We start from the raw sequence: 12875 nt of genomic DNA, 5'->3' as shown, positions 1-12875 counted from the left end.
CGGGGGACATGTCCGAAAACGGCGAGCCCAAGAGCGGGGCCTGCGTATCATGGGCTCCATGTCGCCGCTCGCCGAACCCCTGCAACCCGACGCCTGCTATCTCGCGCTGAAGGCGCGCGACGCGCGCTTCGACGGGCGTTTCTTCACGGGCGTCACCTCCACCGGCATCTACTGCCGGCCGGTGTGCCGCGTGCGCACGCCCAAGCGCGAGAACTGCCGTTTCTTCCCGCATGCGGCGCAGGCGGAGAGCGCCGGCTTCCGGCCCTGCCTGCGCTGCCGACCCGAGCTGGCGCCGCACTCGGTCGTGTGGTCGATCCAGGACGCGACGTCCATCCTGGCCCAGCAGGCCGTGCGCATGCTCGACGAGCCGGAGGCATGGCGCGACGAGGCGCCGTCGGTCGAGTCGCTGGCGCGGCGGCTGGGCGTGAGCGACCGCCACGTGCGGCGCATCTTCGAGGCGCACCTGGGTGTCTCGCCCGTGCAGTACCTGCAGACGCGGCGCCTGCTGACGGCGAAGCAGCTGCTGGCCGACACCGACCTGCCGATCTCGCAGGTCGCGCTGATCAGCGGGTACGCGAGCCTGCGCCGATTCAATGCGGCCTTCGCGGAACACTACGGCCTCAACCCGACCCAGCTGCGGCGTGAGGGCCGCACGGTGGCGCGCGGGACGTTCGCGATCCGCCTGGCCTGGCGGCCGCCGTACGACATCGATGCGATGCTCGCCTTCTTCCGGACACGCGCCATAGGCGGGGTCGATCACGTGGTGGATCGCACGCTGTCGCGCACGCTCGCCCTCGACAGCCAGGGGCAGGCCCACAAGGGCTGGATCGGCGTGAGCTTCGACGAGGAGCGCCACCAGGTGTTGCTGCGGGTGAGCGAGACCTTGCGTCCGGTCCTGCCCGTCGTCATCCACCGCGTGCGCTGCGCATTCGATCTCGATGCCGACCCGCTGGCCATCAACGCCGTGCTGCACGGGAGCTTCCCGCATGGCGACGGCCTGCGCGTGCCCGGCGCGTTCAATGGCTATGAGCTCGCCATCCGCGCGGTGCTCGGCCAGCAGATCACGGTGGCCGCCGCGCGCACGCTCGCTCAGCGGCTGGTCGACCGCTTCGGCGAGCCCATCGAGAGCGGCGATCCGGCATTGACACGGCTCTTCCCCGACGCGGCCGTGCTGGCGCGGGCCGAAGGCAACGCCCTCGGCGAGCTCGGCATCGTGCGGCAGCGCCAGGCGGCGATCGTCGGCATCGCGCGCGCCGTCGCCCAGGGCGAGCTGCAGTTGCACAGCGGCGCGCATGTCGAGACGACGATCGCGCAGTTGAAGCAATTGCCCGGCATCGGCGACTGGACGGCGCAGTACATCGCGATGCGGGCGCTGCGCTGGCCCGACGCCTTCCCGGCCGGCGACGTCGCGCTGCACAAGGCGCTGGGCGTCGGCGGGACGCGCCATGCTGCCACGAACGCGGCAGCCGCGTCGCAACAATGGAAACCCTGGCGCAGTTACGCTGTGATCCGCGCCTGGGCCACCCTGTCCCAAGGAGCACCGAAATGAAATTCCAGCCGCAACTCCACAAGGTCCACTGGCACGGCCCGCTGGGCGAGATGATCGTGGCCGCGTCCGGTCGCGGCATCGCCGGCATCTGGTTCGAAGGGCAGAAGCACCTGCCCGATCATTCGAAGTGGGTGGTCGATGAGCAGCATCCGCTGCTGAAGGCCGCAGTCGCGCAGTTGCGCGACTACTTCGCGGGCCGGCGCACGTCCTTCGACTTGCCGCTCGACCTGCAGCTGGGCACGCCATTCCAGCAATCGGTGTGGCAGGCGCTGCTCGCGATCCCGCACGGCGCGAAAACGACCTATTCGACGATCAGCCGCGAGATCGGCGCGCCGCAGGCCGTGCGCGCGGTCGGCGCCGCCGTCGGGCGCAACCCGGTGAGCATCGTCGTGCCCTGCCATCGCGTGCTGGGCGCGGGCGGTTCGCTCACCGGCTATGCCGGCGGCCTGGAGCGCAAGAACGCGTTGCTCAAGCTGGAGGGTGCGCTTTGAGCAGTGTCCTCGCACCGCCGGCCACGCGAACCCGGCGACGCAGCTGGATCGTCGACTTCGTGCTGCTCGCCGCGATCTGGGGCTCGTCCTTCCTCTTCATGCGGCTCGGTGCCGTGGAGTTCGGCGCCGTGCCGACGGCGGCCGTGCGCGTCGCGATCGCGTCCATCTTTCTGCTGCCGCTGCTCGCATGGCGCGGCCAGATGCCCGTCCTGCGGCAGCACTGGAAGAAGATCTTCGTGATCGGCGTGCTCAACTCCGGCATTCCTTTCCTGTGCTTCGCGTTCGCGCTGCTCGCGATCACGACGGGCCTGTCGGCCATCCTCAATGCGACGGTGCCGCTGTTCGGTGCGCTCGTCGCCTGGTGGTGGCTGAAGGACCGGCCCACGGCCTCGCGCGTGCTCGGCCTCGCGATCGGTTTCGCCGGCGTCGCCCTGCTCGCGTGGGACAAGGCGAGCTTCAAGCCCGATGCGTCGGGCATCGCGCCCGCGTGGGCCGTGCTCGCGTGCCTCGTCGCGACGCTTTGCTACGGCATCTCGGGCAACGCGGCCAAGGTCCACCTGGCCGGCTTGCCTTCGCTCGTGACGGCCACGGGCAGCCAGCTCGGCGCCGTGGCCGCGCTCGCGGCTCCCGCGATCTGGACCTGGCCCGATCGCATGCCCAGCCTGCGGGCCTGGCTCGCGCTCGGGGCGGTGGGCGTGCTGTGCACGGGCATCGCCTACATCCTCTACTTCCGCCTGATCGAGGAAGCCGGGCCGGCGCGTGCGCTCGCCGTCACGTTCCTGGTGCCGGTCTTCGCCGTGTTCTACGGCGCGGTCTTCCTCGGCGAAGCCGTCACGGGCTGGATGCTCTTTTGCGGCGCGGTGATCGTGTGCGGCACGGCCTTGTCGACCGGCCTCTTGCGCCTGGGCAGGAAGAGGCCATGAGTTCGGCCCGCAAGATCAAGCTTCACCTTCCGCCTCCGAAGCCGCGCAACCCGCTCGTCGCGGCGGCGGCGCAGCGCAAGGCGGGCTCGCACCGCCGGTCGACGTCCTCGGCGCGTCACGAACAGAAGCTGGCGCTGAAGAAGGAAATCAGGAACCTCTGAACGGTCTTCAGAACCGCGGCAGGTCCTTCAGGCTGCGCCCCGGCTTGTCGTCGGCGAGCGCCAGCGTCTCGACGCCTTCGGGCAGCACGTCCACTTTCACTTCGGGGCCGGGCTGCAGATGTCCTTCGTCATCGGGGAACAGGCTGATCACCGTGTCGCCTTCGACGAGCCGGTCGACCACTTCGGTGACGCGCGTGGGCGCCGGGCGCAAGTCCCAGCGCGCCTGCGTGCGGTCGATCAGGCCCATCATGGCCTCGACGACCTGCGCACCGGCGTAGCGGACGGCGGTGATGCCGTACATCGCGTTCTCAACCATGGTTGCATTCTGATGGCCCGCATGAGCCATTGGATAAGCCGGTCCAGACAAAGACCGTGGGAGCCCGCCTACGCGACGAGCTAAACTGGCCCGCGATTGTGATCGGCATTTCCATGAGCGCGTTGCCACCGATTGAAACAAAACCCGTCATCGGCAAGGCGCATGCGCGGCGGCTGCGCGACATCTACCGCTCCGCCGGCTGGCCGTGCCAGGACCCGCTGGAGATCGAACTGCTCGCGGCCGGCTTGCTCGATCGCGTGCACGCGCCGTCGGGCCATGAGTCGCTGCGGGTCACCGACGCGGGCATCCAGCTGCTGGCGACGACGCTCGCCGCCAACCGTCGCGCATTCTCCGCGCATGAAGCACTGGTCGAGCGGGTGGCGCAGGAGATGAGCCGCGCGGGCCGCATCGCGTGGCGCGGGCTGTCGCTGCGCGCGCAGGTGCCGCAGGCCGATGAAGACAAGCCGCTGCGCTGGTGCATGGCGAAGCCGGATGTCTTCTCGATCCGCAACACATCCGTCGCCACCTATGTCGAGCCGGTCGTGCACGAGGTCAAGGTGCGCCGCGCCGACCTGCTGTCGGACCTGAAGAACGAATCCAAACGCGCCGCCTACCGGGACCTGGGCGAATGCTGGTACGTGCTCGGCTGCGATGCGCGTGGGCGCTGCATCGCTTCGGCCGATGAGGTGCCCGCCGAGTGCGGCGTGATGGTCGTCGAAGGCGACCGGCTCGTGGTGATCCGCGCTGCCCCGCGCCGCGCACGCGAAAGCCTGCCGTTCGGCGTCTGGATGGCGCTTGCGAAAGCCACGCCGCTGCCGGTGGCGGACGACGATCCGCAAGCGATGCTCAGGTAGTCGGCACCTTCGGGTGCTCGCTCTCGTGATGCGGCGGATGCGCAGGGGGCGGGTGGGTATGCGTGCCCCGCTTTTCCGGGTCCTCGGGCTGCTGCAGCGGCTCGGGGTTGACCGGCTTGGGGGCCTGCTCGTCCGGTGGAGACACCGGCGGCGCGTTGGTGCTCATGACTGTGTCAGTCGTCGCGTTCCTTCTGCCCGGGATGGTGTGCCACCGGCTCCTGCGTTGTCGAGCTCTCGTGGTCGACGGGGATGTCGTCTTCCTCCCAGAGTTCGGGCTCTTCCTTCTCCTGGCCGGGAACGGGCGGCGTGATGCCGGGCTGTGTCGCAATGGTCATGGCGGTCCTTCAGATCTTCGGTTTCGGGGGCTGCGGGTTCTCGGGGTCGGCGGGCGGCATCGCGGGGCCGAACTCCGGTTCCACCGGCAGGTGCGAAGGGTTGGGCGCCAGGGGCTCCGGTTGCGGGGGCAAGGGCTCCGGCTCGACCGGGTGCGTCGCCGCGCGCGGCGAGAAGCCGTCGTCGAGCACCACGTCCTGCGGCTCGTGGCTGTGCAAGCTGGGATCGACCTCGTAAGGGATCATCGCCGCCGCACTGCTCACGCCGGATGGCGTCAGTGGTTGTCCTGCGTTTCGTTCGCGAGGCGCTGCGCCTCGCGGCGCACCACCGTGCTCGGCTCGTGCGTGAACGGCAGCCGCGGCAGGCCGATGAGTGCCTGCAGGTGGGCGTGGGCGCGGTCCATGTCGGCGCCGATCATCGCGAGCGCAACCTCATGCCCCGGCTCGTTGCGGGCGACCTCGAGGTAGGCCGCGCGCAGCCGCTGGTAGTCGCCTTCCGCGCGCTGCACTTCATGCTGCAACGCCTGCACGCGCGCGTGTTCACTCCGGCTGTAGCGCATCATGCGGACCATCGTATGAAACGAGTCCTTGCACATGTGTAGGACAAGGGCTGCACCCCTCGAAGGTGCCAGCCGTCGAGCCCGGAATGATGGAAAAATCGTCAGGCTCATTGCGCGCCTTTCATGCAGTCCGGCAGCACGCCCGCCACCAACCGTTTCGAGGCCCTCGACGGCTGGCGCGGCGTGTGCGCGAGCCTCGTGGTGCTGTTCCACTTCCACGGCTACAGCCCCATCTACACGACGGCGCTGGTGCGCAACAGCTATCTGTTCGTCGATTTCTTCTTCGTGCTCTCGGGCTTCGTGATCGCGTGGAACTACGCGAAGCGGCTCGGCGACTGGCCCGGGGTGAAGCGCTTCCTCATCCTGCGTTTGGGGCGCGTGTACCCGCTGCACCTCTTCATGCTGCTGTGCTTCGTCGCCTACGAAACGCTGCGGCTTTTCACGCAACCCGACGCGTTCACCGGGCCCAACAGCCCGTCCGCGGTGATCACGAACCTGCTGCTGCTGCAAAGCATGGGCGTGCACGAGAACCTGACCTGGAACGGGCCGAGCTGGTCGATCAGCACCGAGTGGTGGACCTATGTCGTGTTCGCGCTCGTGTGCGTGTGGCTGGGCATGCGCAACTGGCTGCTCGTGGCCACGGCCCTGGTCGCGCCGGTGCTGCTGTTGCACCTGTCGAAGACCGGAATGGATACGACTTTCGACTGGGGCTTCCTGCGCTGCGTGTTCGGCTTCGCGCTGGGCGTCGCGTGCTACCGCCTCTACACGCTCGGCGGCGGGATCGTGCAGCCCCGCAGCGGCCGCACGGGCCTGATGACGCTGGCCGAATGCGCGACCGTCGTGGCCGTCGTCGTCTTCGTCTCGGCCGCGGGCACGTCGGCGCTGTCGTTCATGGCACCCTTCGTGTTCGCCGTCGCCGTGCTCGTCTTCGCCGCGGAAGGCGGGCTCGTGAGCCGCCTCTTCCATTCGCGGCCGCTGAAGTGGCTCGGTGCGGTGTCGTACTCGATCTACCTCACGCACTTCTTCGTCGTACTCATCCTCCCCTCGCTGGTGAAGCGCATCACCCACCTGGACCTGTGGACGCCGATGGCGCTGCCGGACGGGCAGTGGGTGATGGCGTACGGGCGCAACGACGTCGAGGGCACGCTGCTCTACGCGCTCGCCCTGGCGGCGACCTTCGCCTTCAGCGCGTTCACCTATCGCTGGGTGGAGACGCCCGGCCGCGAGTGGACGCGCAAGTGGCTCTCGCGTGACGCTGTCGTCACTTTGCGCCCGGAAAAATCGCAGCAGTCCTACAGGGTCAGCCGCTGAGGCTCCCTACGATGCCTGCAGTGCAGGAGCGCGGCGAAACACCGCATAGCTCCATCGGGCCAAGCCGGCTCCCACACTCATGCACGTGACGCAGAATCGTCCGGAACCCTTGCGAGGGGAGAGAGCCAGATGCCAAGACATATCGCCGCCATCGCCCTCTGCATTTTTGCGCAAGGCGCCATTGCCGAATGCATCGCGACACCCGCGATCACGAAGGCCGCACCCGACACGTACTCCGCCGCGCAGCAGCCCAAGCCGCCCGCGCGCGCCGAGTTGATCAAGACCGCCGCCGCCGGCACGCGTGACGAAACACCCCCTGCGATCCATCCGACGGCGCGCGCGCAGGACGACGGCCAGGACCACCCGCGCCGCGGCGGCACCGCGATGCTCCTTGCCGCGCTGGCATTGATGTCGGGAATCGCCCTTCGTCGGTACGGCGCCCCCGACGCATGACCGGAAGCGCTCTCGCGGCGCTCGCCGAACGTGCGCTCAAGTGGAGCGCGCTCACCACGGCCGCGCGCTTCGCCCTGCAGTTCGTCGCGCAGGTCGCGCTGGCGCGCATGCTCGGGCCGGGCAACTTCGGCGTGTACGGCATCGGCATCGCCGTGCTCACCTTCGTCGGCTTCATCTCCGGCGCGAGTTTCAGCTACAGCCTGATGCTGGCGCCGAAGGTCGACGACGACGACATCCGCTTCTCGTTCACGTGGCAGATGATCGCCGGCATCGTTTCGGCGGCGGCGATGTTCGCGGCTGCGCCGGCGCTCGCGGCCTTCTTCGGCGATGCGCGCGTGGAGGGCATGGTCCAGCTGCTGTCGCTGGCCAGCCTGCTGATGGCTGCGGTCGCACCGGCGACCTACCTGCTGCAGCGCGACCTGAACTTCCGCCTGCTGGGCCTGGTGCAGCTCGCGAGCTACGCCGCCGGCTACCTCGCGGTGGGTGTGCCGATGGCGATCGCCGGCTTCGGCGCCTACGCGCTCGGCACGGCCTGCGTCGTGCAGGCGGCGGTGGCGCTGATCGCCACCTACTGGGCGAAGCCGCATCCGCTGCGTCCGCTCTTTCGCCACGCGAACGGCGGCGAGGCGCTCTCGACCGGTCGCGCGGTGTTCTTCACGAACGTCGTCAACTGGGTGCTCGGCAACCTGGACCGCGTGATCATCGGCCGCGTGCTGAACGCGCACGCCGTGGGGATCTTCACCGTCGCCTACAACCTGGCGTCGATCCCGAACGTGCTGCTGGTCGGCGCATTGCAACCCGCGTTCGTGGCCACCGGCGCGAAGCTGCAGCAAAGCCGCGAGCGGCTGGCGCAGGGCTGGCTGCTGGCGCTCGCCTGCATCCTCGTGCTGGGCATGCCGGCCGCGATCGTCATGGCGATGCTCTCGGCCGACCTCGTGCACCTGCTGTACGGCAGCGCGTGGATGGAAACCGCATGGGTGCTCGCTGCGATGTTCCTGTGCCTGCCCGCCTGGGCGTGCTGGGGCCTGTCGACACCCGTGCTGTGGAACACCGGCCGCAAGCAGTACGAGTTCCTGCTGCAGTTGCCGCTGCTCGCGATCGTCCTGCCGGCCTGGTGGCTGGTCGCGCCCGAAGGCGTGCGCGCCGTCGCGATCGTCTCGTGCCTGGCCATCATCGCGCGCGCGCTCGTGATCGTCACCGCCTCGCTGCGCGCGCTGGAGCTGCGCTGGCGCGTGCTGCTGCCGTACGCGGGGCGCGGCTTCGCCCTGTCCGCGCTCTGCGCGCTCGCCGTGCTCGTGGGCCAGGAGGCCTCGGCCCCGCTGTCTTCACCGCTCGTCGCGCTCGTCGCCGGCGGCTCGTGCGCGTCGCTCGCGATGCTGCTCGTGCTGCTGTTCAGGCCCGAGGCGCTGGGCGCCGAGGCACGTACCGCGCTCTCGCGCATCCTTCCCGTCATCGGCCCGCGGCTCGCACCGCGCGGCGAACCCGTCCTATGAAGCTCGTTTCCCGTTCCGGCTACATGCACTGGGTGATGCCCCTGATGATCGCGCTCGCCGCCGCGGACGTGCTGCTGTCGGGACGCAATCTCTCGCTCGCCTACGCCGAACTCGCCGGCCTGGCCGACGTCGCACGCCATCCGGCGATGCCGTGGATCCAGCGCGCCGTGTCGCTCGCGCTGCTGCTGATCAGCGCCGAACGCATCGCGAACCACTTCGCCGAACGCCGGCCGGTGCCGTCGGTGCTGCTCGCGTGGGCCTACGTCGGCTACTGGGTGTGCACCGTCGCCGCGCCGGCCCTGCTCGGGGCGCACCCGCAGGTCTCGCACGAATACGCGTACGCCCTCGTCATCGGCTTCGCGGGCCTGCTGGCCACGACGCAGGAGATCGGCCGCATCGTCGATCGCGCGCACGATGCGATGTTCGTGCTGATGCTGGCGAGCGCGAGCTTCATGCTGTTCTGGCCGACCCTGGTCCTCGACGAGTCGTATCGGCAGGGCCTCTTGCCGGGTATCCCTCGCCTCGGCGGCCTCGCGCCGCACCCGGTGGCCATGGGCATGTTCGCGCAGACCGGGCTGCTGCTGCTGTGGGCGCGGCCCTATCGCAGCCGCTGGCTCACGGTGCTCGCCTGGATGCTGGGACTGTTCGTGCTGTTCATGGCGCAGTCGAAGACCTCGTGGATCGCCTTCCTGCTGTGCGCGATCGCCATGGTGGCGGTGCGCCACGGCCCGTCGATGTGGCGCCGGCTGGGCGACCCGCGCGAAGGCGCATTCGGCATCGTGTTGTGTCTGGGTGCGATGGTCCTGGGCGCCGCGGTGCTGGTCATCACGCTCTTCACCGACGTCGGCCGGAGCGTCGGGGATTTCTTCGACACGCAGGAAGGCGCGCAGCTCATGACGCTGACCGGCCGCGACCAGATCTGGGCGATCGCGTGGGAGGAATGGGACGCGCACCCGTGGTTCGGCTATGGCCCCGGCCTGTTCGACGACGACTACCGCATGGCCATCCACATGCCGAACGCGACCGACGCGCACAACCAGTTCATGGACACGCTCGCGCGCTCCGGCGCCATCGGCGCCGCTGCGCTGGTGGCCTACGCGGCCGTGCTGCTCGCGCTGTCGCTGCGCTACGCCCGCCGCACGGGGGGCCTGAGCATCGCGCTGTTCCTGGCGATGGCGCTGCGCTCCGTGAGCGAAGTGCCCATGGCCCTGTTCGGCTACGGCACCGAGTACTTCGCCCACCTGCTGCTGGTCACGACCCTGGCCGCCGCGGCATCGATGCGTGCGCAGGCCACGCAGCCGCGGGCCCGGCCCGCCTATGGAGGGGTGGCGGCATGAAGTTCTCGGTCGTCGTCCCGCTGTACAACAAGGCGCGCTTCATCGAAGCCGCCGTGCGCTCCGCGCTCGAGCAGACCCTGCCCCCGCACGAGGTGATCGTCGTGGACGACGGATCGACCGACGGCGGCGCCGACCTCGTGGAGGCGATCGGCGACCCCCGCGTCATCGTCGTGCGGCAGCGCAATGCGGGGGTCTCCGCCGCGCGCAACCACGCGATCGCCCTGGCCAGCGGCGACTGGATCGCCTTCCTCGACGCGGACGACTGGCACCACCCGGAGTTCCTCGCGTACCTGCAGAAGGCGCATTTCGCCTGCCCCGAGGCCGGCATGGCCGCCGCCGGGTTCGTGACCATCGCCGGCGAGGAGGAGCCCAACGCCTGGCTGCTGCCCGAGGCGTTCTGCGAGATCGAGCTGATCGACGACCTGCGGACGCGGTGGATGAAGAACCAGCCCTTCTTCACGAGCAGCGTCGCCGTGCGCGCCGACCGGCTGAAGACGATGCAGCCCTGTTTCCCTGTCGGCGAATCCTTCGGCGAGGACCTCGACGTGTGGTTCCGTGTGGCCGACCAGACGCCGGTGGCGCTGGTGCACGCGCCGCTCGCCGCGTACCGGATGGCGGTGTCGGGCTCGCTCACGGCCAAGGGCCGCTGGGACGCGCTGCCGCCCTACCTGGTGCGCATGCGGCAGCAGGCGCTGGACGGCACCATCCCCGCCCGCTTCCGGCACTCGGCACTGTGGTTCGTCGCGCAACAGGAGATCACCATCGCGCGCGACGAGCTCGCCGCCGGCCACCGGCGCGACGCGCTGCGCTGGCTGATGTCGGCGCGCTACGCCGCCACCGGGCGCCGCTGGCAGATCACTTTCTGCATGCTGCTCGCCCCGGCCCAGATGGCCGGGCGCTGGCAGCGATGGCGCCTGCGCAGCGCCGACGCATTCGCGCAGCAGGGGACATTGCCATGACGGACACCTTGCAAGGCCACTGCGGCGTGTCGATCGTGATCAAGGCGCTGAACGAGGAGAAGAACATCTGCGCCGCGATCGAGACCAGCCTGGCCGCGATCGCGAAGCTGGACGGCGAGGTCGTGCTGGCCGACAGCTGCTCGAGCGACGCCACCGTGGAGCTCGCGTCGCGCTACCCGATCAAGGTGGTGCAGCTCGCCCATGCCGAAGAGCGCTGCTGCGGCATCGGCCCGCAACTGGGATTCCAGCACGCGCGCGGCGAATTCATCCACATCCTCGACGGCGACATGCGCATGGCGCCGGGCTTCCTCGAGCGCGCACTCACCTTCCTCGCGCAGCATCCGGAAGTCGGCGGCGTGGGCGGGCGGCTGATCGAGCTGAACCACGAGAGCCTGGAGTACCGCGAACGCGCCGCGCGCAACCACGCGCACCTGCAGCCCGGCGAAGTCGACCGTCTCGACGGCGGCGGCCTGTACCGGCGCATCGCGATCGAGGAGGCCGGGTATCTGTCGGACCGCAACCTGCACGGCTACGAGGAGTTCGACCTGGGCGTGCGGCTGCGCGCGCTCGGCTGGAAGCTGTGGCGCCTGCCGGTCGCCTCGGCCACGCACTTCGGCCACGATGCGCCGCCCTATGCGCTGCTGGTGCGCCGTTGGCGATCGAAGTACGTCTGCGGCATCGGCGAGCTGCTGCGCGGCGCAATCGGGCGGGGTCAACTGGGGCTGGCGCTGCGAGGGCTGCGCGAAGCGCGCCTTTATGCGGCCGTGCTCGTGGGATGGGCAGCGCTGGCGACGATCCCGTTCTGGCCGCTGCCGCTCGCCGCGCGCACGGCGGCCTTCGCGCTGGTCGCGCTGGCACCGTTCGCGGCCATGACCTTGCGCAAGGGCTCGCCGGGCCGGGCGCTGCATTCGATCGTCTCGTGGTCCTTCAACGCAGCGGGCCTGGTGCGAGGGTTCCTGCGGCCGCGCGTGCCGCCGGAGTCGCCCATCGCCAGCATCGTCGTGCACGAGCCGCCGCAATCGCTCGAATCGCGGCAAAGGCAGCGGATCGCATGAAACAGACCTTCGTCGGCCTGCAGATCCTGCGTTTCGCGGCCGCGATGCTCGTGGCCGTGCTGCACATCACGCAGGCGATCTCGATCCACATCACCGGCCGCGGCGAGTCCGTGTACTGGGCCACCGGCACCGTCGGCGTGGACATCTTCTTCGTCATCAGCGGCTTCGTGATGATGATCTCCACGGCCGGCACCGCGCCGACGGCGGCCCAGCGCGCCGCGAACGCGTGGATCTTCATCAAGCGCCGCATCGTGCGCATCGTGCCGGTCTACTGGTTCTACACGCTGCTGAAAACAGCGCTCATCCTGGCCGTGCCGGCGCTCGCGGTGAAGTCGACCATCGCACCCGGCCACCTCGCCGCCTCGCTGTTCTTCGTCCCGGTGACGGCGCCCTGGGGCCTGATCCAGCCGGTGCTGCCCGTGGGCTGGACGCTCAACTTCGAGATGCTGTTCTACGTGGTGTTCGCGTGCGCCATCGCCCTCGGTGCGCCGCGCATCCGCATGTGCCTGCTGGTGTTCCTGTCGCTCTTCGTCGCCGCGCGCTTCCTGCCCGGCTCGGTGCCGCTGGCCTTCTACGCCCAGACCATCATCTTCGAATTCATCATCGGCGTGGCCTTCGCGCAGGTGCTGATGCGCTGGGGCGCGGCGCCGGCCGGTGCGGGCGCGCTGGTGCTGGCCGCCGGCATCGTGTTCACGTTCGGGCTGGGCTGGGACCCCGCGTCCGACCGCATCTTCCCCTGGGGACTGGGCGCGGGCGCGATCGTGCTCGGCACCTTGTGGCTGGAACGCGTGATCGAAGGGCGGCGCTGGGCCAGGCCGCTCGCCTTCCTCGGCGACGCGTCGTATTCGATCTATCTCTCGCACACCTTCGTCGTCCCGGGGTGCGTCATGCTGCTCAGGAAGCTGGGCATGACCGACACGCTGGCTGTGTTCCTGCTCACCTCGCTGGCCGTGATGGCCGCGGGCTCGGCTTCCTACCTGTGGCTCGAAAAGGCCCTGATCTCAGTCTTCAAGCGGCTGCTGTTCAGGCCGGCCCGGGCCCTCCACACGCATGCAGCAAACACCGCTTCACAGTGAATCCC

Annotated in this window: 17 protein-coding genes; 12 read left to right on the top strand and 5 right to left on the bottom strand. The window is 69.6% G+C overall.

The window, feature by feature from the left end; translation table 11 throughout:
- The first annotated feature begins 58 nt into the window (after window positions 1–58).
- Genes AC3EF3_RS04535 through AC3EF3_RS04520 form a run of 4 tightly spaced genes read left to right on the top strand, consistent with a single transcriptional unit; the run spans window position 59 to window position 3124 of the window.
- Window positions 59–1549: a DNA-3-methyladenine glycosylase 2 family protein gene (locus tag AC3EF3_RS04535; RefSeq protein WP_488530962.1), complete on the top strand. Its 1491-nt coding sequence runs from the start codon at window positions 59–61 to the stop codon at window positions 1547–1549.
- Window positions 1546–2040 (top strand): methylated-DNA--[protein]-cysteine S-methyltransferase, encoded by a 495-nt coding sequence (locus tag AC3EF3_RS04530; RefSeq protein ID WP_488530961.1) that lies wholly within the window; start codon window positions 1546–1548, stop codon window positions 2038–2040. Before AC3EF3_RS04535 ends, AC3EF3_RS04530 begins: the two co-directional genes overlap by 4 nt.
- On the top strand, window positions 2037–2963 hold the full coding sequence (locus AC3EF3_RS04525; RefSeq protein ID WP_488530960.1) for a DMT family transporter: 927 nt from the start codon (window positions 2037–2039) through the stop codon (window positions 2961–2963). Before AC3EF3_RS04530 ends, AC3EF3_RS04525 begins: the two co-directional genes overlap by 4 nt.
- Window positions 2960–3124: a hypothetical protein gene (locus AC3EF3_RS04520; RefSeq protein ID WP_488530959.1), complete on the top strand. Its 165-nt coding sequence runs from the start codon at window positions 2960–2962 to the stop codon at window positions 3122–3124. The genes AC3EF3_RS04525 and AC3EF3_RS04520 overlap by 4 nt, the downstream gene beginning before the upstream one ends.
- A gap of 7 nt (window positions 3125–3131) precedes the next feature.
- Here AC3EF3_RS04520 and AC3EF3_RS04515 read toward each other — a convergent pair whose 3' ends face one another.
- A complete protein-coding gene (locus AC3EF3_RS04515; RefSeq protein WP_488530958.1) occupies window positions 3132–3440 on the bottom strand; it encodes a hypothetical protein in 309 nt (102 codons plus the stop codon).
- A gap of 113 nt (window positions 3441–3553) precedes the next feature.
- Between AC3EF3_RS04515 and AC3EF3_RS04510 the strand changes: the two genes are divergently transcribed.
- Entirely contained in the window at window positions 3554–4294 is a 741-nt protein-coding gene (locus AC3EF3_RS04510) for a hypothetical protein (protein WP_488530957.1), read from the top strand.
- Here the strand turns inward: AC3EF3_RS04510 and AC3EF3_RS04505 are convergent.
- From AC3EF3_RS04505 to AC3EF3_RS04490, 4 genes are read right to left on the bottom strand one after another with little or no spacing between them, the layout of a single operon-like run.
- The gene (locus AC3EF3_RS04505; protein WP_488530956.1) at window positions 4287–4460 is read right to left on the bottom strand and encodes a hypothetical protein; all 174 of its coding nucleotides are present in this window, start codon (window positions 4458–4460) and stop codon (window positions 4287–4289) included. The genes AC3EF3_RS04510 and AC3EF3_RS04505 overlap by 8 nt on opposite strands.
- A gap of 7 nt (window positions 4461–4467) precedes the next feature.
- A complete protein-coding gene (locus AC3EF3_RS04500; RefSeq protein WP_488530955.1) occupies window positions 4468–4629 on the bottom strand; it encodes a hypothetical protein in 162 nt (53 codons plus the stop codon).
- Between the two features lie 9 nt (window positions 4630–4638).
- Entirely contained in the window at window positions 4639–4890 is a 252-nt protein-coding gene (locus AC3EF3_RS04495) for a hypothetical protein (RefSeq protein WP_488530954.1), read from the bottom strand.
- A gap of 11 nt (window positions 4891–4901) precedes the next feature.
- The gene (locus AC3EF3_RS04490) at window positions 4902–5189 is read right to left on the bottom strand and encodes a hypothetical protein (RefSeq protein WP_488530953.1); all 288 of its coding nucleotides are present in this window, start codon (window positions 5187–5189) and stop codon (window positions 4902–4904) included.
- Window positions 5190–5309: 120 nt separating this feature from the next.
- Between AC3EF3_RS04490 and AC3EF3_RS04485 the strand changes: the two genes are divergently transcribed.
- From AC3EF3_RS04485 to AC3EF3_RS04455, 7 genes are all read left to right on the top strand, one after another.
- A complete protein-coding gene (locus tag AC3EF3_RS04485; protein ID WP_488530952.1) occupies window positions 5310–6497 on the top strand; it encodes an acyltransferase family protein in 1188 nt (395 codons plus the stop codon).
- A gap of 129 nt (window positions 6498–6626) precedes the next feature.
- Window positions 6627–6950 (top strand): hypothetical protein, encoded by a 324-nt coding sequence (locus tag AC3EF3_RS04480; RefSeq protein ID WP_488530951.1) that lies wholly within the window; start codon window positions 6627–6629, stop codon window positions 6948–6950.
- Window positions 6947–8443, top strand: a complete 1497-nt coding sequence (locus AC3EF3_RS04475; RefSeq protein WP_488530950.1) for an oligosaccharide flippase family protein — start codon at window positions 6947–6949, stop codon at window positions 8441–8443. Before AC3EF3_RS04480 ends, AC3EF3_RS04475 begins: the two co-directional genes overlap by 4 nt.
- Entirely contained in the window at window positions 8440–9780 is a 1341-nt protein-coding gene (locus AC3EF3_RS04470; RefSeq protein ID WP_488530949.1) for an O-antigen ligase family protein, read from the top strand. Before AC3EF3_RS04475 ends, AC3EF3_RS04470 begins: the two co-directional genes overlap by 4 nt.
- Complete coding sequence (locus AC3EF3_RS04465; protein ID WP_488530948.1) at window positions 9777–10739, top strand: glycosyltransferase family 2 protein; 963 nt, start codon at window positions 9777–9779, stop codon at window positions 10737–10739. The genes AC3EF3_RS04470 and AC3EF3_RS04465 overlap by 4 nt, the downstream gene beginning before the upstream one ends.
- Complete coding sequence (locus AC3EF3_RS04460; protein WP_488530947.1) at window positions 10736–11794, top strand: glycosyltransferase family 2 protein; 1059 nt, start codon at window positions 10736–10738, stop codon at window positions 11792–11794. Before AC3EF3_RS04465 ends, AC3EF3_RS04460 begins: the two co-directional genes overlap by 4 nt.
- Window positions 11791–12870 (top strand): acyltransferase family protein, encoded by a 1080-nt coding sequence (locus tag AC3EF3_RS04455; RefSeq protein WP_488530946.1) that lies wholly within the window; start codon window positions 11791–11793, stop codon window positions 12868–12870. Before AC3EF3_RS04460 ends, AC3EF3_RS04455 begins: the two co-directional genes overlap by 4 nt.
- The last annotated feature ends 5 nt before the right edge of the window (window positions 12871–12875 follow it).

The organism is Ramlibacter sp. GS1-15 (genome assembly GCF_057785015.1).
Note: the sequence above shows the minus strand (reverse complement) of the source record. Positions and strands in the feature narration are given on the sequence as shown.